Genomic DNA, 20,605 nt, shown 5'->3' on the forward strand with positions numbered 1-20,605 from the left:
CATCACTCAGCACTGTCTTGCGCTCACCACTGGTAGCGGAAGCCGGCACTAAGGCCGAGGCTGCTGTAGTCATCGCCGCTGGTGCTACGGGCATCGATGTAGCCACTGACGTTGCCACTGGCATCGCTGATGCCGATACGCCCGGCCAGATCGAGGAAGCTGCCGTCGAAGGTGTCGGCCAGACTGGCAGCGGGGCCGATACTTTCGATGGCGATAGCAGTTTCGCCGTCGAACTCGTTCCAGTAGCGGCCGGTGAGGCCGTAGTGAATACGCAGGCTGCTCAATGGCATCTCGAAGCCGATGCGTGCGCCGAGGGCGCCGCGCAGGCTGACGGCGTTATCAAAGCGGGCCGTATTGCTCGTAGCGAGCGGGTTGTCGGGCGAGGCGATGACGAGGTCATCGACGTCGGCCCGCACCCACGCCAAGGTAGCTACTGGCTCAATCGTGAAGCTATCGGACATCGCCAAACGGAAGCCAGTATCAAACCGCAGACCTTCGGTGCCGGCCTTGGTGTCGGCACCGGAACCTGTGGTGGACAGGTTGTAGGTGTCGACGTAGTGGTCCACCTGGAGGAAGGACTGGCCGTAGGCGGCATTCAGGTACCAGGACTCGGTCTGGTAGCCGCCATGCAGGCCGAGCACGACGCCTTCGAGTTCGGCGTTGTTGCCGCTGGTGTCGAAGGCGAGCTGGGAGCGGGCGTAGCCGATGGAGCCTCCGATGACCCAGGCGGCCTTGCCGGTGGTGGGGATGAGGAAGTCGCCCCCCAACACCATGGTGCTGGTGTCCTGGTCGAAGTCGTTGTTGAAGGCGAAGGTTTCGCCCACCGCCGTGATCGGCTGAACGACGTCGCGTTCGGCTTCGTCCTGCTGGAGCTCACCCCAGAAGCCGCCGCGCAACTCAGAGCCTGACCGCAGGGCGGACTGCCAGCCCTGGACGCGGCCTTCCAGGCCGACTCCCATGGTCTGCCGACCCAGGGCCTGGGCGGCGTGGGTCATGAGGGGGAGCTGGAAGGCGCTGGCGCCGGGGATGCCGACGAGCTTGTGTTGCTGGGTGGACTCGTCGTAGATCAGGGGGAAGACGAACAGGCCCTTGTCGATGACGCCGCGGCCGCCAACGGTGGTGCGGTAGCTGTCCGACTCCGGGGAGAGGGTGAAGTGCTCGGGCGCACTGGTGCCGCCGGCGACGTCGATGATGACGATGCCGTGGGGGTTGTAGACGCCCTGGTCTCCCGAAAGTGCATCGCGCACAACAATCTGCGTGCTTCCCTCGGTACTTCCCCCTCTGAAATCAACGCAATCGGCGCCTGGCATCCTGAAGAAGGTTTCTTCTCCACCCACACGGTCTTGGCAGTTGCGCTGGGCCAAGCCGAAGCCGAAAGCGGCGTTCAACAGAAAGGTGCTGTTGCCACTTCCAGTGAATGCCGCACCTGGAGCCGAGAGAACGTCATTGATAAGCAGATCCGTGTCATTGATCAGCGGAGACGCAAGGCACGGGAATCCGTTTGGCGGAGGGACTGCGAGTCCAACCCCTCTGAATATCTGTCGGCAAAGCGAATCGCCGGTCGCATCGGCCGCAAAGAAGCGCGGGCCGTCGTTGTTATCTCGGAACACCCATCCGCCAAGTACGATCAGGCCGCTGTTGTTGAACGTCTCGACGTCCTGCATTACCAGTTCCGATGCAACCGGCTTGCTGACCGACTCTGGACGAACATTCCCGAAGCCATCGTAGTTGAGGCCGATGCTGCCGCCATTGCTTCTGAACCCCGCATCACCGATCACTATCGTGCCGGCGTTGACGAAGGCGTCCTGCCCTGCTCCGAAAGCAATGGTCGTCTGTCTGAATACTTCCGGATAGCCGGTCAGCAACCCGCCTGACAGGAGACTGCGCCCCGCAGTTGGCAGGAGTAATCCTTCATTATTGATTGCATCGTCGCCGGAACCGAGTTTCACGGCGTTTCCGAAAAATGCCCAGCCGCCGCTCGTGCCTCCGTCCGGATCCGACATGTTGTTGATCGTGACGCCCCCAGAGTTCTGCGAGAAATCCACTCCGCCATGCAGCCGACCGGTGGCCAGGTTGTTGACGACAATGCGTCCCGCTCCTCTACCCGCGAGAACAGCCGAACTCAAGGCGGTCTCTGTGGTTTGGCTCTCGGTTATGGTGATGCCAACTTTCCTACCGATATTGAGCGTTGTGGTCGTTTCGGCTGCTGCCGTCATATCGACGGCAAAGCCGTTACTTCCGAATCGTAAGGTCTCATCCGTTTCCCTTCCGCTAACACTATTGTTTAACGTGTTCTCGAAAAGATTAATAACCGCGTCACCGCCTGCATTGGTTCTGATCGCACTTCCGGTACCGCCATTGATCTGGCCCAATCGTCCGTCGTAAACATTGACCATGAGCAGCCCGCTCCCGGACTTCAGATCGATTGCTGCTATGCCGCGCGCGTTGTTCGCCGTAATTGCATTCCGAACATCAAAGGTAATACCACCTGCTCCAGCAGTTTCAGCAACAACTCCATACTCATCACCCGCTATCGGGTCAGCAGGATTTGACGAATTGGCATCGATACGGATGTCGCCACCGGCACTGCGTAACTCAATGGCAATATTGCCGGTCGTCGCATTGGTCGCACGGACAGCGCCGAGCGTCTCAATATCAACATCACCAGCTCCGGTTGACTGAGCCCGAATACCATGCGTTACCCCGGCTGCCGTTCCGGTGATTGCGCCTGTCACAATATTGATATTTCCGTCTTCGGCTAACATGTCGAGAATCGGCCCTGCTGTCCCGGTTCCGCCAGTGATGCCCCCCGCAGCCGAATTCCAGATCACTGAGGCATTACCCGTGCCGCTCAAGTTGATACCGTTATTGGTGATGGTGGTGACGCCGGCTGATGTTTTAGTTGCGCTCAAGTCCATGGCTGAGAAATACGTGATTCCATCGACGTAGGCTGCCTCATTGCATTCGACGATTGGTCCAGGTCCACACTCATCGGCGGCCAGTGCCGGAAATGGCAACATGCCGGCAAGACCAACCGCACCGATCAAGGCGGCAGCCTTAGCCTTATAGGCAATCTTTGTATGCTTCGAGCAGGTGCGCCCGTTATGCTTCGCTTTCATTGGCGTTCTCCCGTCTCAGAACCGCTTGGTGATGGACACGCCCACTAGGCGCGGGTCCAGCGTAAAGATGTTGGTTGTCAATCCCGTATCGTCGGAGTTGAGGAATGCGCCGGTGATCGGTGTCTCGTCGAAGAGGTTCTTGACGTAGGCTTCGATTCTCAGATCCCAGTCCGGCTTATCAACCCAGAGCGAAACGTTCGTATTGGCCCAGGCTCGGAGACGGTCGTACTTGGTGTTGTAGACCCGAGCGTAGGACTGATCCTGCCAGTACCAGTCCATACGTCCCGTTAGGTCCCACGCTGCCGGAAGGTGGAAGGTGTACTGCGTACCCAGAGACACGGTGAAGCGCGGTGCGTTTGGCAGTTCATGGCCACTCAGATCGGCAAAGAATCCAGCGCCGCCATTGGGCGCACCCGCTATCGGATCGTATCCAGTGAAGACGTCACCGATGATGTTCCCGCCCGCGCAGTACTTGGTCAGATCCAATGCCACCTGTAACGCATTGTTCTGACCAATTAGCCCGTCGGCCACCACGTCGGCAGGCGCAACGCAGTTGGAGCTCTGTGCGGCGTTCGGTTTCACAACGACCCAATCATTGAATGCAAGAGCGGCCTGGCCTTCCGGCGCAACTAAACCTGCCACATAGTTTTCACGCGCGATAGGAGCGGCATTGGGGTCGAACGCTGGATTGGGTAGGTTCGTGATGTAGAACTGCGATCCTCCCTGTGTTCTGTCCATCAAATCGATCGATTGCTCACCATGATCCAGCTGCGTGCGCAGATAGCCAACCGCCGCATTCGATACCCATTCCGGTGTCGGCGCCACTGTCACTTCGAGTTCGGCTCCCCAGATTGCTGCATTGAAATTCTCGTTTGCTGCCGTCCGATCGACGATTTTGGAAACCTGATAGTTCGTGTAGTCGTAGTAGAAAGCAGTGGCATTGAGGACGAGTCCCCCACCCAAAAGCGTGTTCTTGGTTCCGACCTCGAATGCATTGACATATTCCGCATCGAATGTTTTTGAAATGACAGCGCTTTGTGCCATCTCAATGAAATTTCCCGCTGGCGGCGCAATGGACGGCGGATTGGCACCACCGCCCTTGTAGCCTCGGGAGTAGGACGCGTAGATCATCGTCTCGTCCGTGAATGGAAGGATTGGAGACCAGTTGACGATGAATCGGCCCGTCGGCTCGCGCCACGTCTGAATGATGTCGGGATCCGTTGGATATCCGATGCCACCCGGGGCATTCCCGAGAATTCCGCAAAGGAGCGTCAGAGTAATGCACTGATCGGGTGTTGCGTTCGGCGTCGGAACGGAAGGGTTGTCGAAGAATGATGCCTCGCGGTAATCAGCCAGCAACGTCTGGCTTGGCGTCGGCGTGAACACCTTTCTGTCCCACGTAAATCGCAATCCCAATGTAATCTTGAGGCTGGGTGTCACCTGCCAGTAGCTCTCCCCGAAAAGGCCGGCCGAATTGAGTTCGTACGGATTTCGACTCAGAAAGAAATTGTGCCCGTACGGATTTGCGGCGGTGCCATTGAGATCATCTGTCTGCACGGAGACGCACATTCGCCCTTCGAGGGTGCAGGGATGTCTGGAGCCATTGAACGGCGGTGTCTGCGCCAACGCCGTCAACACATTCGAGAAGAATAGATAGTCGACCTTCGTCTCGAAACGGGTGAAGTTCACGCCGAGGCTAAAGTTCCAAAGCCCGTCGAAGTCGGATACGACTTCGAACTGCTGATTGAACTGCGAACTCTTCGACTGTGAGATATCTTGCGCCCTGAAGCTGTCGGAACAACCCAGTTGGGGGTCGCAAAAAACTCCTCCGGGCGCAAAGTCAGCATACTGAGGTTGAACATCGTCGCCGCCGATGTCGGTGAATATGCCCGGCGATGCCGCAAAGCGCGTGAAATCTTGCGTGGAAAACAGCTCGTCCTGCGCATACACGGTATAGCTGTTCAACGTAACGGCGTCGGTCCATGCCAAGCTCAACGAAAGATCGAACACATCGGCCTTCGCCTTGTATTGAGGCTTGATTGGGGAATAGACGGTTCTCAGGTCGTTTGACTGCCGCGCGTTTGCGTAAACATCAATGTTGGTCAGCAGCGCCGGTCCGCCAAAGAAGCCCAATCCGATCGTGCCCGCGGGCGCCTGCAGAAGAAACTGATTGTTGATTCGTCCTGCGGTAACAAACGGAAGCGCGTCACCGTTTGGAGTACCGTATGCTCCATTGCTATAAAGCGATCCCGGCAAACATCCTTGCTGCACGCCTCGACGGACTGCCTGGGCCACGTCGGCCGGTATTGTTGCAAGATCGAGATTTGCAATCTGCTCAGGGCCATTGTCTCGGTGGCATAGATTCTTTGCACTGCGTAGACGGTTGTCATTCTCGTCAAACCGTTCCCAAGAAAAGTTTGCGGTGAGGGCGCCGGTTGGCTGCCATCCCAGCGAAATGCGCGTTGTTGCCAGGTCGCGGCCATCGATGGGCTTGTTATCGAACTCGTTGGTCACGTAGCCATCCCGAACGGTGCTGGCATAGGCCAACCGCAGGGCCAACGTATCTTCGTTCAGAGGGATGTTGTAATGACCTCGGATGCGCTGGGCGTTGTAATTTCCGGTCTCCAGCTTTAGCTCACCGCTGTACTCGCCGAACTCCGGCTTGGCTGGGATCACGTTAATCACCCCCGCGTTCGCGTTGCGCCCGTAGAGCGTCCCCTGCGGCCCACGCAGCACTTCCACCCGCTCAATGTCGAGATACTCCTGCTCGAACAAGCGATTCACGATGAGCGTGGTGTTGTTGTAGCTCACCGCCACACCGGGGTCGGTCGTCGCCGAAATGGCCTGCGTCCCAATCCCGCGAATCTGGAAGTTGTAACCGCTGAAATTGGTTTTGCTGAAGGTGACGTTGGGCACGGCCTTCAACAGGTCAAACCCGCCTTCGATCTTCTGCGCATCCAGCGTTTCCATGCTGAAGGCGGAGATGGCAATCGGCACGTCCTGCAAACGCTCGGCCTTCTTCTGTCCGGTGACGATGATTTCTTCCACCCCGGCACGGCGTGCGGTATCAATGTCTGTGATCGGCGCTGGACTTGCTGCGGGCGCTGTCGCCTGCGTGACGGCGCTGGCATCGGAGGTCTGCATGCGTTCGCGGTAGGCTGCAATGCCGGCTTCGTCGCCGATGATCATGCTGCCGCTTTCGTGCATCTCGAATAGCAGGCCAGTGCCGTCCAGCAGTTGCTGCATGGCGGCGGGGCGGCTGAGGCGACCGTTGATGGCGGTGCTGGTTTTGCCGGCGACGGTGCTCGGTGCGTAGAGCATCTCTTGCCCGCTCTGGCGGGCGAAGTCCGCGAGGGCTTCGCCGAGGTCTTGTGCGGGGATGTCGAAGCTGGTGGTGGCGGCCGTGCTTGTGCTTGCGGCCTCCGCACTGACTTCGTTCTGTGCATGAGCCGGTGCGGCCAGTACCAGTGCCGCGGCTCCCCAAACCATCAACAAGGCGCCGACCCAGCGGGCCGGACGCGTGCGTCGTGCAGACATCGGACGTCTCCTCTTGGTTTTTCATCGGGTGGCCGTGGCAGCCACCTCGTCCCAGGGGTTAAGACGCAGGGGAATCAGGAAACCATAAAGCGCGCCTTGGCGCGCTGGGAATCGGGAATGGGGAGTTTGTAGCGGGCGCGCATCAGAAGCGCCAGTGACGCTTCTGAGCCCGCGGAAAACGGGCGGCAGCCCTGGGCGAAGCAACGGCAATCCCATCCTGTCGTCATCCCCGACGTGATCGGGCATCCAGTGCGGACCGTTGCGGCTGCCCCACCGGTCGAGTCGAGGGACGGGTGTTAGGCGTCGGGGGATCGCGGGGCCAGCACAATGCGGGTGGGCGTGGCTTCGGTGATGTGGACGTCGAAGTAGGCGGTCAGCGTGCTGACGAAGCCCTGGGTGTTGCCGGTGTTGAAGGCGCCGCTGATGCGGAGCTGGGCCAGCGCGGGGTCGGCGAGGACGATGGTGCGGCCGCCGTAGCGGTTGATTTCGGCGACGGCGAGGTCCAGCGGGTCGTCCTTGAAGATGACCTGGCCGGTGCGCCAACTGGTGACGCGCTCGGTGTCGGTGGGGCGGATCACGGGGGCGGGGGCGGCGGTGGTGACGAGAAGTTGCTGACCGGGCGTCAACACGTGAGGGGTGAGGGGTGAGGGGTGAGGCGTGGGGACGGCAGCGCCTTTGGCGGCTGCCTGTGGGGCGCTTTCGGCGACTTCCACTTTGCCTTCGACGAGGGTGACTTCGAAGCGGTCGGGTTGGTAGCGGACGTCGAAGGCGGTGCCGAGGGCGGTGACGGTGCGGTTGCCGGCGGTGACGACGAAGGGGTGTGCGGGGTCCTTCGCCACTTCAAACAGGGCCTGGCCGTGGTGCAGGGTGAGGGCGCGGGTGGTGTCGGTGTAGGCCACCACCACCCGGCTGTCGGTGTTGAGGGTGAGCTGGGTGCCGTCCTCCAGGTTCACCGCAAGCCGCTCGCCGGCGGCGGTGTGGTACAGGGTCTGGCCCTGCAGGGCATAGACGGCGCGGTCGCGCAGTAGCTGCAGTTCGGCCCATGATCCACCGGAAAGCACGACCGCGCTCACGCCCATCACCACCGTGGCGGCCAGGCCGGCGGCCACCAGGGCCACCCGGTGGTGGCGTTTGCGTTGACGGGCGGCGACGCGGGCCAGGGTCTGGCTGTGCAGGGCGGTGATGCCGGCGCTGTGGCGGGCGGCCAGCACCTGCGCGGTGCTGTGGTCGACCTGCTGGAACGCGCTGGCGTGCTCGGGCACCGCCTGCCAGGCCTGGAACTGGCGGCGCAGCACGGCATCGGTGGGGTGCTGGCGCAGGGCGTCGCTCCAGGCGGCGGCATCCTGCGCCACATCGCCGCTGAGGCGGATGCGGTCTCGCTGGGTGTCGCTGCTGGTGCCGAAGGACTTCATGCGCGGGCGGGTTCGGGATTGGGGTTCGGGCTGGGGTTCAGGCTGGGGGGTTCAGGTAGTGGTTGATCTGGGCGAGTGCGCGGGCCATTTCCTTTTCCACCGTGCTTTTGGAAACGCCAAGCATGCGGGCAATGTCGGCAAACTTGCAGCGTTCCAACGCGCGCAGAAAGAAGACATCGCGGGTGCGTTGCGGCAGGCCGGCCAGGGCCTCGGTGACCCGCGCCACCGACTCTTCTCCCAGTAAGACGCGCTCGGGCGAGATTTCCGTTGCCAGTACGTGAACGTCTTCGTCGTAGGCATCGTGTTCGTCGGCATGGCGTACCTGGCGACGGCGGCCCTGGTCACGCAGCACATTGGCGGCCACCTGGAACAGATACTGCTCGACATGCTCGATGGGCCCGCCCTCGGCGCGGCGGATGAGCTGGACGAAGACATCCTGCACCAGGTCATCGACATCCGAGGGGTTGCGCACGCGGGTGGCAAAGAAGCCGCTGAGGGGGCCGCGGAAGCGGCTGGCGATATGCGCCCAGCGGGTGGTGTCGTCGTCGCCGAAATCACTCAGCGCAACGGGGTCGGACGGCTGCGATGTACGGGCCATGCCGGTCTCCTCCTTGGGGAACGGGGCCCGACATCCGTGCGCCGGGCCTGCACCCTCGCCGGCTGGCGAGGGCTTGTGGGGCCGGAGCGTACGCCCGGGATTGACTGGCAGGCAAGCGGGGCCGTCAGGCCCCTTGCCGTCGTTCGCGGAAGAACCAGGCACCCAGCGCGGGCAGCAGGCAGATGGCGCCGAGCATGTTGACCAGGAACATGAAGGCCAGCAGCAGGCCCATGTCGGCCTGGAACTTGAGGGCCGAGAACATCCAGGTGGCGACGCCCACCGACATGGTGACGGCGGTGAAGACCGCGGCGCTGCCACGTTCCACCATGGCGCGCTCGAAGGCCTCGCGGAACTTCACGGTGGGGTCGGCCATGTGGTGCTGGATGCGCTCGAAGAGATACAGCCCGTAGTCCACACCGACACCGACGCCGAGCGCGATGACCGGTAGCGTCGCCACCTTGAGCCCGATGTCGAGCATGGCCATGAGGCCGTTGCAGAGCACGCAGACCATGGTCAGCGGCACCATCACGCACACCACCGCGATCCACGAGCGGAAGGTGACCAGGCAGAACAGCACCAGAGCGCCGAAGATCGACAGCAGCATGCGTGCCTCGGCGGCGCCCACGGCTTCGTTGGTGGCGGCCATGACGCCCACATTGCCGCTGGCCAGCCGCAGCTTGACGCCCTCCACCGGGTTGTCATTGATGAAGGTTTTCAATTCCTTCATGGCATGAGCGATGGTGGCGCCTTCGTGATCTTTCATGAAGATCAGCACCTGGATCGCCTTGCAGCCTTCGGTGTTGAGGCCGAGGTTGGGGTCGAAGGCCTTGGAGCCGGTGGACAGGCCCACCTGGGTCCGCGGCAGTGCGGCCCACCGCGGATTGCCTTCGTTGAAGGCGGAGATCACCAGCTTGCCGACGCCGGCCACGCTGATGACCGACTGCACGCCCTCGATACCGCGCACATAGAGCTCCAGACGGTCGAGCAGACCCACCACGTCGTGATGCAGGCAGGAGTCGCCCTCGAAATCCTGGGCTTCGGCGATCACGGTGAGCACGTCGACACCGATGTCGTAGCTGGAGGCGATCTTGGCGCTGTCACGGTTGTAGCGGGAATCGGCGTGTAACTCGGGCACGCCCTGGCCGGTGTCGCCGATCACCAGGTTGCGGCTCTCCCAGGTGGCGGCGGCCAGCAGCGCCAGGCTGGCAGCAAACACGATGAGGGCACAGCGCGGCTCGGCACAGGCCCCGATCATGCGGATGAGCTTGCTGCGGCCGCGTTGCTCGGCGCGCTCGGCGTGGGCGCGGCTGCTGTCTTCCAGCCGCAGGTGGCTGAGCAGAATGGGCAGGATCATCTTGTTGGTGATGATCATCAGCAACACGCCGAGACAGGCGGTGATGCCCAGTTCGTGCACGATGGGAATGTCGATGAACATGATCACGCCGAAGCCGAGGGCCTCGGTGAGCAGTGCCACGGCGCCGGGGATGAACAACTTGGTGAAGGCACCGTGAGCCGCTTCTGGTGCGCTCTTGCCGGTCATCACCTCGGCCCGCCAGGCGCTGGTCATCTGCACCGCATGCGACACACCGATGGAGAAGATCAGGAACGGCACCAGGATCGACATCGGGTCGATGCCGTAGCCGATCAGCGGCAGGATGCCGATCAGCCACAACACCGGCAGTGTCGCCACCACCAGCCCCACCACGGTGATCCGCACCGAGCGGGTGTACCAGTAGAGCAACACCACGGTGATGGCGAAGGCCAGGCCAAAGAAGGCGAAGACGCCGATCAGGCCCTTGATGACATCGCCCAGCAAGCGGGCGAAGCCAATGATGTTGACTTCGATGTTCTCGTTTTCAAACTGGGCGCGAATCTCTTCCAGCTTGTTCTGCACCTCCCAGTAGTCGACCTTCACGCCGGCTTCGGGGTCGTATTCATGCAGGTCGGCGCGGATCATCGCGCCCTTCAGGTCGGTCGCCACCAGCTGGCCGATCTGACCCGACAGCTCGACGTTCTTGCGTACCCGGTCCAATTCTTCGGGCGTGCCGGAATAACGCGCCGGCACCACCGGTTCACCGTTGAAGCCGGACTCGGTGATCTCGATGTAATAGACATCCGGCGTGAAGATCGACGACACCTTGGTGCGGTTGATGCCGGGGATGAAGAACACTTCATCGGTGGCCTGGCGCAGGGCCTCCATGAACTCGGGGTTGTAAATGTCCCCCTCGCCGGTCCATCGCAAGTTCACCAGGATGGTATTGGCCCCGGAGAAGTCGTCCATGTAGGCCATCATGGTCTGCATGTATTCATGCTTGACCGGGATCAGCTTGAGGAAGCCGGGGTCCAGCCGCACCTGGGTGGCGCTGACGCCGAAGCCCAGGGTGACCAGCGCGAACAGTACCGCCAGGCTACGACGCCAGGCGATCAGGAAGTCGGCGCAGCGGTTAACGAAACGATCGGTGCGGCTCATGGCGCGGCTCCCGCAAGGGCTTGCACTTTCAGGCCCTGGTCACCGGCGGTGAGCACCTGGCGGTCACCCAGCACCAGCACATCGGCGAGGTTGGCGCGGCCATCGGGCACCGCCGGCTGGAAGCTGCGGCCATCGTCATCGGAACGCCAGACGCTGTTGCTGGCACCCACCAGCACGATGCCGCCGTCGGCCAGCGGGGCACCGCCGAACAACGACAGGGTGCCGGGCACGGTGGCGGCAGACCAGCTGTCACCCCCGTCATCACTGCGGAACACGTTGCCACGCATGCCGAACACCAACAGCGCGTTCTGCGGCGTCACCAAGGTGCCGAAGAAGGAACCGGCATAGATCTCGTCGAGCCGGGTCCAGGTGTTGCCGCCATCGGCCGAGCGGGCCAGCAGCCCGCGTTCGCCCACCAGCAGCAAGCGGCCATCGGGCAAGCGGGTGAGGGCGTTGAGATGCAGGTCACCGATGCCCACTTCTTCCACAAAACCGGCAAACGGGTCATAGGGGTCGGCTTCGGCTGCGGGGGGGGCCGCCGTGTCGTCGTCGGTGGTGGCGGCAGCAGTCACTTCGACCAGCGGCTGCAAGGTCCAGCTCCGGCCTTCGTCGGTGGAAACCATGAACAGGCCGAAGGCGCCAAAGGCGAACAGCGTGCCGTCATAGGGGCCAGCCAGGCCCAGCAGGGGGTCGGCACGGTCGGTGTTGTAGTGCACCTCGGCCCAGGTTTGGCCGCCGTCTTCGCTGCGCACGATCCAGCCGTCGTGGCCGATCGCCACGGCCACCTTCGGGGAGACGAACTGCACCTGGGTGAAGGTGGATTCGCGCTGCGGCGTGACGGTGGCCTGTTGCCAGGGCCCCTCCACCGCGTCGGCGAACAGGATGTGGCCGAGTTCGCCGGCCGCCACCAGACGATCGCCGCTGGCCGCCACGCCGGTGACCAGCAGACCGTCCGGGCGCACTTCAGTGGGCGCGAACGGCGGCGGCGGGCGAATCGAGAACGAGTAGAGCGCCGCCAGAATCACCAGCGCCGCGATCACCAACGCGGGCCCCCCGCCGAGGACCGTAGGGGTATGGGTAGGGCGTTGCGCAGCTGCGCCGCCCGGCCTGTTGACCGACATGGGGACCCTCTCCTCGAGTAACGTCGTTATGCCGCTTTTTTAGTCGATGCCCCGGGGCGAGACTTCGTCCGTTCGGTTTAAGGAACCTCTGCACAACTGCTGCGCTCGGCATCTTGAGCGCCGGCGGTGCTCGGAATGCTCATGTATTGCCACATACACTGCGCTTCCTGCGCTCCGGCGGCGCTAAACCTGCCTTCGCTCGCGACGTTGTGCAGAGGTTCCTGGCGATATCGAGGCTCCCTGCCCCCGCCTACCCCACCTCGAACAGCGACGCAGCCCCCATGCCGCCCCCGATGCACATGGTGACCACCACGTAGCGCACGCCGCGACGACGGCCTTCGATCAGGGCGTGCATCACCATGCGGGCGCCGGACATGCCGAAGGGATGGCCGATGGCAATGGCACCGCCGTTGACGTTGAGGCGGTCGGCCGGAATCCCCAGTCGGTCGCGGCAGTAGATGACCTGGCAGGCGAAGGCCTCGTTGAGTTCCCACAGGCCGATGTCGGCCACCTTCAGCCCCTGCTGCTGCAGCAGGCGGGGAATGGCGAACACCGGGCCGATGCCCATTTCATCCGGCGAACAGCCGGCCACGGCGGTGCCGCGATACCGCCCCAGCGGGGTCAGGCCGCGGCGCTTGGCCTGGGCCGCGCTCATCACCGTGACCACGGCGGCGCCGTCGGACAACTGCGAGGCATTGCCGGCGGTGATGTGCTGGCCTTCCTTCACGAACTGGCCGTTCTTCCACACCGGCTTGAGGCCGTTCAGGCTTTCGAGGGTGGTCGACGGGCGGTTGCCTTCGTCCTGCGCCAGGGTGACGGCTTCGGTGCCGGTGGGATTGCCTTCCTTGTCGAACAGCTGCTTGTGGCTTTCCAGCGGCACGATCTCGTCATTGAACCGGCCGGCGGCCTGGGCCTCGGCGGTCCGCTGCTGGCTTTGCAGGGCGTATTCATCCTGCGCCTGGCGGGAGATGCCATAACGTTCGGCCACCACCTCGGCGGTCTCGATCATCTGGATGTAGGCCTTGGGCTGCGCCGCCAGCACCGCCTCGGAGACAAAGCGATAGCTGTTCTTGTGCTTGTTCTGCACCAGCGAGATGGACTCCAGCCCGCCGGCGATGACGATGTCCTGCTCGCCGGCCAGAATGTTTTTGGCGCCGATGGCGATGCTCATCAGCCCGGAGGCGCACTGACGGTCCAGGGTCATGCCCGGCACCGTGTCCGGCAGCCCGCCGGTGTAGGCGCAGAGGCGGCCGAGGTTGTAGGCCTGGGTGCCCTGCTGGGCGGCGCAGCCGAGGATGACGTCATCCACTTCGCCGGGGTCGATGCCGGCGCGGGCAACAGCGGCACGCACCACATGCCCGCCGAGCACTGGCGCCTCGGTGTCGTTGAAGGCGCCGCGATAGGCCTTGCCGATGGGGGTGCGGGCAACCGAGACGATGACGGCTTCGTTCATGAGGAGATCCTTTGGAACGGGAATCGTTAGAAGTAATACCGCGACAGGGTATCGGCAATGCAGGCGGGCTTGGCACCGCCGTCGATTTCCACGGTGACGCGGATGGTGGCCTGCACGCCGCCATCCTTGGTGCGCTCGGCGGCCAGCAGTTCGCCGACGCCGCGGATACGGCTGCCCACCGGCACCGGCGCCGGAAAGCGCACCTTGTCGCAGCCGTAGTTGACGCCCATCTTCATCTTCACCTCGATGATCTGCGGCAGAAACCGCGACACCAGCGACAGCGTGAGATAGCCGTGGGCAATGCAGGCACCAAAGGGGCCGTCCTTCGATTTCACCGGATCAACGTGGATCCACTGGTGGTCGTCGGTGGCGTCGGCAAAGGTGTTGACGCGATCCTGGGTGATGGTGACCCACTCGCTGGCGCCCAGCGGCTGGCCGACGGCGGCGAGGATGGCGTCGATGGAGTCAAACACGTTCATGGCAATCAGGCCCGTTGGCTGGAAGCGGAAATGACCTCGCCCACCAGATAGGAGGCGTAGTCGGAGGCGAGAAACACCATGATGTTGGCGATCTCGAAGGCCTCGGCACCACGGCCGAAGGCTTCGCGGCTGGCGAGTTCGTTGAGCAGGGCTTCCGGCGCGCTCTTGCGCAGGTGGTCGTGGAAGACGATGGAGGGCGACACCGCGTTGATGCGGATGCCGTACTCGGCCGCTTCCAGTGCGGAACAGCGGGTCAGCGCCATCACCCCGGCCTTGGCAGCGGCGTAGTGGGCCTGCTCCTTCTGTGCGCGCCAGCCCAGCACCGAGGCGTTGTTGACGATGGCACCGCGACCACGCGGCTGCATGTACTTGAGCATGGCGCGGGTCATGCGGAAGGTGCCGGTGAGCGTCACATCGAGCACTTTGTGCCATTCCTCATCGGCCATGTCGACGACGCGCTTGCTGCCGCCGAGCCCGGCGTTGTTGATCAGCACGTCGACCCCGCCCAGCGCCGCCTCGGCGCCGTCGACCAGCGCCTGCACGTCGGCTTCCACCGCCACGTTGCAGACCTGCCCGGTGACCGGCTGGTCGGGGAACTGCGCCTGCAGGGTAGCAGCGGCTTCTTCAGTACGGCGGGGGTGCACGTCCGACAGCACCAGCGCCCGGCAGCCTTCTTCGAGACAGCGCTTGGCGGCGGCGAAACCGATGCCCCCGCCGGCGGCGGCGGTGATCAGCACCGATTTGCCTTTGAGCAGCCCGTGGGGCGGGATTTCAGCAGGGGGCGGCAGCGGGGTCATGCGGTGATCCTCGGTTCGCGCGGCATGCCCAGCCCGCGTTCGGCAATCAGGTTGAGCTGGATCTCGTTGGTGCCGGCATAGATGGTATCGGCGCGGGAGAACAGGAACAGCTGCTGCAACGGCCGCAGCAGCGGGTCGTCGCTGACGACATCGCCGTCCGGCCCGAGGATATCCATCGCCAGCTTGCCGAGCTCGCGGTGCCAGTTCGACCAGTAGTACTTGTAGATCAGCGCCTCCCGCTGCAGGCCCAGCCCGGCGCCACCGCCGAGGGTGCGCAACGCGTTGTAGCGCATCACCCGCAAGCCACACCAGGCGTGGGCGATGCGGGCGCGCAGCGCCGGGTCCGCGGTACGGCCGGCGTGCGCGAGGGCTGTGATCACCAACCCGAGCTCATGGGTGAAGTGCATCTGCTGGCCCAGGGTGGAGACGCCGCGTTCGATCTCGAGCAGGCCCATGGCGATCTTCCAGCCTTCGCCGGGCGCGCCCACCACATCGTCCGGCGCCACCCGAGCGTTGTCGAAGAACACCTCGTTGAACTCGCAGCCACCGCCGAGCTGACGGATCGGCCGGATCTCGATGCCCGGTTGGTCCAGCGGCAACAGCACGAAGATGAGCCCCTTGTTGCCCTTGCTGCCGGGCTCGCTGCGTGCCAGCACGAAGATCCAGTCGGATTCATGCGCCAGCGAGGTCCAGATCTTCTGGCCACTGATCTGCCAGCTGCCATCCGCCAGCGGCACCGCGCGGGTTTGCACGTTGGCGAGGTCGGAGCCGGCACCGGGCTCGGAATAGCCCTGCGCCCAGAAGCATTCGCCGCGAAGGATGGGGGGCAGGAATCGCGCCTGCTGTTCGGGAGTGCCGAACTCGATCAGCGCCGGGCCGATCAGGCCTTCGCCGATGTGGCCCATGCGGCCGGGGCCGCCGGCGCGCGCGTATTCCTCGTGGAAGATCACCTGCCGGTCGATGCTCAGGCCGCGGCCGCCCGCTGCGGTGGGCCAGCCCACGCCGACCCAGCCCCCGGCCGCCAACGCGCGTTCCCATGCCTTGCGCAGCACGGGGTCGGCCTCTTCGTCGCCGGGCCCGCCGCGATGCCGGAGCGCGGCAAAACGAGGGTCGGCGAGATGCGCATGCATCCAGCTCGCCACCTCGGCACGGAAGTCGGCATCGGGGTCATGGGCGGCATCGACCGCCGCCGCCACCGGCACACCGTCGTCGATCAGCGCGCAGGCCAGCTCCTCGCGCAGGGCATCGGCATTGCCCAGCCAATGGCTGGCCGCCTGGGCGCGTTTGAAGTAGAGCTGCGGGTCGTATTCCCAGGTGAAGCCGACACCGCCGTGCAACTGGATGGCCTCCTGCGCACAGAAGAAGGCGGTGTCGGCGGCCAGCGCACGGGCCATCGCGCACTCCATCGACAACGTCGTCAGTGCCGGCTCGCCGGCGGCCACTGCGGCGGCGCCGAACACGGCAGAACGCAGGGCCTCGATCTTCACCATCATCTCGGCACAGCGATGCTTGACCGCCTGAAAGCCCGCGACCGGGCGGCCAAACTGCTTGCGCCCGGCGGTGTAGGCGACCGTAAGGTCAAGACACTGCTGGGTGCAGCCCAGTTGTTCGGCCGCCAGATACAGCCGCGACAGCGCCAGTGCCCGCATCATCCCGTCGTCGGCGCGGGCCGGATCATCGACCCGCAAGCGCGCCGGCGTGTCGGCGAACCCGACATCGGCAAACCGCCGGGTCCGGTCCCAGGTGTCACGCGGTGTCAGGGTCAGGCCGGGGGCGTCGGCCGGGACCAGGAAGAGCCCAAGTCCACCCCCCTCTACCGTCGCGAACACCAACAGCGCCTCGGCGCCCTCGGCACTGGCGACATGGCGCAAGGGGCCGTCGAGCCGCCAGCCTCCGGCCTCCGGTCGCGCCCGCAATGCACGGGCCGCGCCCAGCCATTCCTGCTCGGCGGTGGGCAGGGGCACGCCGATGCGCAGGCTGCCGGCCGCGATCTCCGGCAGCAGGGCGGCCATCGCCGCCTCGGTACCCATCTGCTGGATCACCGTGGCCGCCACTGCAACGGTGGGAAAGAACGGGGCGCACAGGAGGTGCCGTCCGGCCTGTTCCTGGACCAGCGCCAGCTCCACCGGCCCCAGGCCGAGCCCGCCATGGCCTTCGGCGATGGCGATGCCGCACCAGCCCAGTTCGGCACCGATGCGTTGCCACACGGTCGGGTCATAGCCGGCCGGCAGTTCCATCGCCCGCCGCACCGCGGCACTGTCGCTGCAATCGGCGAGGAAGGTTTCGGCGGCATCACGGATCAGCCGCTGGTCTTCGGAGAGGGTGAAATTCATGGCCTGGATTATCCCGGGTGCACCCCGGCAGGCTCTTCATCCGTTGGGGTGATCGAAGGCTGCCGTTAAGCCGTTTTCTGACATGACCGGGACACGCCGACGTGCTACAACAATGGGCCTCAGGGACGTGCCATGCCAAAAATTGTTCAGCTTTTCCCCGACAAGGACGGGAGCCCCACTGCAACGTCGGTCGCTGTCGCGCCCGGCGAGCTGGTGGCGTTGGCGCTGCGCGAGCCCCTCAAACAGATGTTGGTGGCAGCTGACGACGTGCTCTTCGACTGGGCAAAGCAGGCCTCGGGCGACGACGCGCATATCTGTTTCGCCTACATGCGGCGGCTGCGGGTTGAACGCGACAAGGTCCAGCAGGCCTTCGAGTCGCGCATGCGCGACGGTGTGGCGTCGGCGGCACCGAGCTCCGACAGCGAGCTCGAGTTCGACCTTGATGCGCTGTCGCTGCAGGACGACGACGCGCTGGAAGAAGACATCGCCATCGGCAACATGGCCAATCGCGGTCGCGACTTCTCGCGCGACGTGCTGGCCGAACTCGACCGTCGGGCGCGCTGGGCCCAGGACAACGGCCAGCTGATTCCGGGCCTCGACACCATTCAACCGACCAGCATCTGCCAGGCCTTCGCCTCAGCACTGCAGGTATCGGAACCGGCCATCACCATGCGACTGGTGATGCTCAAGCTGTTCGAGCGCGCTGTACTGCCCCATTTCCCCAAGGCCTTCGCCACCCTCAACCGTGCGCTTGACGAGGCTGGCATCAAGGTTGCGGAGCCGCCCCGCGCAGCGATGCCGCCAACCTCGGGTGGCGCCGCAGGCGATGCCCATGCAGGTGGTGGTGGTGGTGGCAATGCCGATGGATCGACGGCCGCCGCTGGGCCCATCGCTGCCGGCGCAAGTTCCGCCAGCCCTTACCCGGCCATGGCCCCGGGCGGTCATCCGCTGTTCGGCGCAGCCGGCCCCCAGAGCTGGAGCGCCGCCGCCCCGACGGCCAGCGGCAGCTTCGGCGGCAGCGGATTCAATGGCCTCGATTGGTTGGCACCGCAGCACACCTCGCAACTGAAGGCCGAGTCGCAACTGGCACAGGAGCTGGGTGAGCTGCTGTCGCTGCATGGCATGCAGCATGCACCGACCCCGTTGGCGCAACGGCTGGATGTGGTCAACCGGCTGTTCAGCGGCGTTCGTGATGACCCGATGGTGCGGCCGGAGCTGAAGCCGGCACTGGATGCCCTGCGCTTCCCGCTGTTCAAGGCGGCACTCGGTGACCGTTCACTGCTGACCAATGCCGACCACCCGCTGCGGCGGCTGGTGGACGATGCGGGGGTGCTGGCCACCGCTCGCAACACGCCGCTGGATGAGCTCAACGAGGTGCTGTCGGAGCTGGTGCGCGTTGCGCTGCTGCGGCTGTCGCCCAGCGCTGCCCAGGCTCGCAAGGGCATGGCCGACGGTGAGGTTCTGCCGGATTCGGCGCTGTCAGCGCTCGACGGACAGCTGCAGCAGTCACGACAGTCACGGCGGCGACGGCTGATCGAACGGGCCCGCGATGGCGCGCGCCAGGTCCTGGCCGATGCCCTGCCCGAGGGCCGCAGATTGGCGATGGAGGCGGAGGCCTTTGTCGAAAGCGACCTGCTGCCGCTGCTGGCGCTGGCCGACCTCAACTTCGGCCGCGACAGCCGCGCGTATCACGAGGCTGCCTCGGTCGGTACCGCCTGGATTCGCGGCTACTGCGACGCGCCGCTCGACAATCCGGCGGTGATCCACATCACGGCCCAGCTCGACCGGGCGCTGGCCTGGGCGCAGTACCCGGCGTCGCGCCGACAGCGCGCGCTGGAGACCGCTCGCGCGCTGCTGCAGGGGCACCCGGAACCGGCGCACGCCGGCGAGGTGATCGACGCCCTCGATGCCGACCACCATATCGATTCCGCCGTCACCGGAGCCGATGCCGCCGACGGGCAGGCCGTGGCGCCGTCGACCGAAGTGGCCGAACCTGCGGAAGCGGTTGCGGTTGAGGTTGAGGTCGACAGCGCCGGTGCCGAATCGCAGCCCGAGCCCCCGCCTGCAGCGGCAACCCCCACCGCACCCCCGGCACCGGCTGCAACTGCAGAGGCCGGGGTGCTGTCGCTGCGCCGCCCGCCGCACCAACGGATTCAGGTCGGCAGCTATGCCGCCGTGTTCGACCACAAGATCGGCCAGACCCGCTGGCTGCGGTTGGCACAGCGGGCTGCCGCCGCCCGCATGCTGGTATTCAGCGACTTCTGCGAGGAAGTCACCGTCCGCGTGCGCTACGACGACTTCGACTGCGACGTCACCGAAGGCCGCAGCCGACTGCTCTGAGGCGGGCGCCACCTGCCACCCGACTCTCGGATTGGGATGTGCAGCCTCAGGTCCCGTAGACCTTCTGCGCCGGCGGCGCTTCGGCGATCAACCCGGCAACCACATCCGTCAGTTCCGCCGGGTTCCAGCGCGCCTTCTTGTCGGTGATGGTGCCGGTCTTCCAACCGTTGGCAATCGACAACCGGCCGCCCTCGACTTCGAACACCCGTCCGCTGCAACCGGCAGACGCTTCACTGCACAGCCACACCACCAGCGGCGCCACGTTCTCCGGGGCGTAGTGATCGAAACTGCCATCGGCGGGCGGCTTCATCATCTCGCCGAAGGGCCCTTCGGTCATGCCGGTGCGGGCGGCGGGGGCCAGCGCGTTGGCGGTAATGCCATACCGCCCCAGTTCGGCGGCCTGCACCAGCGTCAGCGCAGCGATGCCCCCCTTGGCTGCCGAGTAGTTGCTCTGGCCGATGTTGCCCTGGAGACCCGCGCCGGAACTGGTGTTGATGATGCGACCGCTCACCTTGTTGCCGGCCTTCACCTGGTCGCGCCAGCGCTTCACCAGGGTGTTGGCGATACAGAAGTGCCCCTTCAGGTGCACCTTGATCACCATGTCCCATTCGTCCTCGCTCATCGAGGCGAACATGCGGTCACGGACGACGCCGGCGTTGTTGACGACGCCATGAACCTCACCGAAAGCCTCGACGCCAGCGGCAACGATGGCGGCTGCACCGGTCATCGAGGTGATGTCATCGCTGCTGGCAATGGCGCGGCCACCGGCGGCGGTGATCTCCGCCACCACCGCTTCGGCGGCATCGCGGCGAATGTCGTTGACCACTACGGCGGCCCCTTCGGCGACCAAGGCCAGCGCGTATGCGCGGCCCAAGCCGGCACCGGCGCCGGTGATGATGATGTTGCGGTTGTTGCAGAGGGTCATGGTGTTGGTCCGGGAATGATC

12 protein-coding genes and 1 pseudogene are annotated in these 20,605 nt (G+C 64.6%); 1 reads left to right on the forward strand and 12 read right to left on the reverse strand.

The genetic code is table 11. From position 1 onward, the window contains the following. Positions 1–23 precede the first annotated feature (23 nt). From JN531_RS05350 to JN531_RS17425, 11 genes and pseudogenes are all read right to left on the reverse strand, one after another. Positions 24–3,119 (reverse strand): autotransporter outer membrane beta-barrel domain-containing protein, encoded by a 3,096-nt coding sequence (locus JN531_RS05350; protein ID WP_228347828.1) that lies wholly within the window; start codon positions 3,117–3,119, stop codon positions 24–26. A 15-nt stretch (positions 3,120–3,134) separates the two neighbouring features. Then, positions 3,135–6,656 (reverse strand): TonB-dependent receptor, encoded by a 3,522-nt coding sequence (locus tag JN531_RS05355; protein WP_228347829.1) that lies wholly within the window; start codon positions 6,654–6,656, stop codon positions 3,135–3,137. A gap of 296 nt (positions 6,657–6,952) precedes the next feature. Beyond that, complete coding sequence (locus JN531_RS05360) at positions 6,953–8,068, reverse strand: FecR family protein (RefSeq protein ID WP_228347830.1); 1,116 nt, start codon at positions 8,066–8,068, stop codon at positions 6,953–6,955. 37 nt (positions 8,069–8,105) lie between these two features. Then, entirely contained in the window at positions 8,106–8,666 is a 561-nt protein-coding gene (locus JN531_RS05365) for an RNA polymerase sigma factor (RefSeq protein ID WP_228347831.1), read from the reverse strand. A gap of 124 nt (positions 8,667–8,790) precedes the next feature. Further along, positions 8,791–11,136, reverse strand: coding sequence for an efflux RND transporter permease subunit (locus JN531_RS05370; RefSeq protein WP_228347832.1), 2,346 nt, complete (start codon positions 11,134–11,136; stop codon positions 8,791–8,793). After that, a complete protein-coding gene (locus JN531_RS05375) occupies positions 11,133–12,257 on the reverse strand; it encodes a WD40/YVTN/BNR-like repeat-containing protein (RefSeq protein ID WP_228347833.1) in 1,125 nt (374 codons plus the stop codon). Before JN531_RS05375 ends, JN531_RS05370 begins: the two co-directional genes overlap by 4 nt. Positions 12,258–12,507: 250 nt before the next feature. Beyond that, complete coding sequence (locus JN531_RS05380; protein ID WP_228347834.1) at positions 12,508–13,710, reverse strand: acetyl-CoA C-acyltransferase; 1,203 nt, start codon at positions 13,708–13,710, stop codon at positions 12,508–12,510. 26 nt (positions 13,711–13,736) lie between these two features. Further along, positions 13,737–14,189 carry a MaoC family dehydratase gene (locus JN531_RS05385; RefSeq protein ID WP_228347835.1) on the reverse strand — a complete coding sequence of 151 codons (453 nt, stop codon included), beginning with the start codon at positions 14,187–14,189 and terminating at the stop codon, positions 13,737–13,739. A 5-nt stretch (positions 14,190–14,194) separates the two neighbouring features. Next, positions 14,195–14,986, reverse strand: coding sequence for an SDR family oxidoreductase (locus tag JN531_RS05390; protein WP_228347836.1), 792 nt, complete (start codon positions 14,984–14,986; stop codon positions 14,195–14,197). Further along, a complete protein-coding gene (locus JN531_RS17420; RefSeq protein WP_366522416.1) occupies positions 14,983–16,182 on the reverse strand; it encodes an acyl-CoA dehydrogenase family protein in 1,200 nt (399 codons plus the stop codon). The genes JN531_RS05390 and JN531_RS17420 overlap by 4 nt, the downstream gene beginning before the upstream one ends. Before the next feature lie 36 nt (positions 16,183–16,218). Then, positions 16,219–17,319 (reverse strand): annotated as a pseudogene (locus tag JN531_RS17425) (acyl-CoA dehydrogenase family protein); the annotation flags it as partial. A gap of 132 nt (positions 17,320–17,451) precedes the next feature. On the opposite strand from JN531_RS17425, the gene JN531_RS05400 reads away from it, so the two are divergent. Next, on the forward strand, positions 17,452–19,659 hold the full coding sequence (locus tag JN531_RS05400; RefSeq protein ID WP_228347838.1) for a DUF1631 family protein: 2,208 nt from the start codon (positions 17,452–17,454) through the stop codon (positions 19,657–19,659). A gap of 46 nt (positions 19,660–19,705) precedes the next feature. On the opposite strand, the gene JN531_RS05405 is transcribed toward JN531_RS05400, so the two are convergent. Continuing rightward, positions 19,706–20,584, reverse strand: coding sequence for an SDR family oxidoreductase (locus JN531_RS05405; RefSeq protein ID WP_228347839.1), 879 nt, complete (start codon positions 20,582–20,584; stop codon positions 19,706–19,708). Between the last annotated feature and the right edge of the window lie 21 nt (positions 20,585–20,605).

The organism is Flagellatimonas centrodinii, from assembly GCF_016918765.2.
In the GTDB taxonomy this organism is placed as follows: domain Bacteria; phylum Pseudomonadota; class Gammaproteobacteria; order Nevskiales; family Nevskiaceae; genus Polycyclovorans; species Polycyclovorans centrodinii.

Bases quoted from the DNA above. Each gene is read 5' to 3' on its own strand.
- JN531_RS05365 (WP_228347831.1), bottom strand. From the start codon at position 8,666: ATGGCCCGTACATCGCAGCCGTCCGACCCCGTTGCGCTGAGTGATTTC.
- JN531_RS05375 (WP_228347833.1), bottom strand. From the start codon at position 12,257: ATGTCGGTCAACAGGCCGGGCGGCGCAGCTGCGCAACGCCCTACCCAT.
- JN531_RS05385 (WP_228347835.1), bottom strand. From the start codon at position 14,189: ATGAACGTGTTTGACTCCATCGACGCCATCCTCGCCGCCGTCGGCCAG.
- JN531_RS05400 (WP_228347838.1), top strand. From the start codon at position 17,452: ATGCCAAAAATTGTTCAGCTTTTCCCCGACAAGGACGGGAGCCCCACT.
- JN531_RS05370 (WP_228347832.1), bottom strand. From the start codon at position 11,136: ATGAGCCGCACCGATCGTTTCGTTAACCGCTGCGCCGACTTCCTGATC.
- JN531_RS05380 (WP_228347834.1), bottom strand. From the start codon at position 13,710: ATGAACGAAGCCGTCATCGTCTCGGTTGCCCGCACCCCCATCGGCAAG.
- JN531_RS05390 (WP_228347836.1), bottom strand. From the start codon at position 14,986: ATGACCCCGCTGCCGCCCCCTGCTGAAATCCCGCCCCACGGGCTGCTC.
- JN531_RS05355 (WP_228347829.1), bottom strand. From the start codon at position 6,656: ATGTCTGCACGACGCACGCGTCCGGCCCGCTGGGTCGGCGCCTTGTTG.
- JN531_RS05405 (WP_228347839.1), bottom strand. From the start codon at position 20,584: ATGACCCTCTGCAACAACCGCAACATCATCATCACCGGCGCCGGTGCC.
- JN531_RS05360 (WP_228347830.1), bottom strand. From the start codon at position 8,068: ATGAAGTCCTTCGGCACCAGCAGCGACACCCAGCGAGACCGCATCCGC.
- JN531_RS05350 (WP_228347828.1), bottom strand. From the start codon at position 3,119: ATGAAAGCGAAGCATAACGGGCGCACCTGCTCGAAGCATACAAAGATT.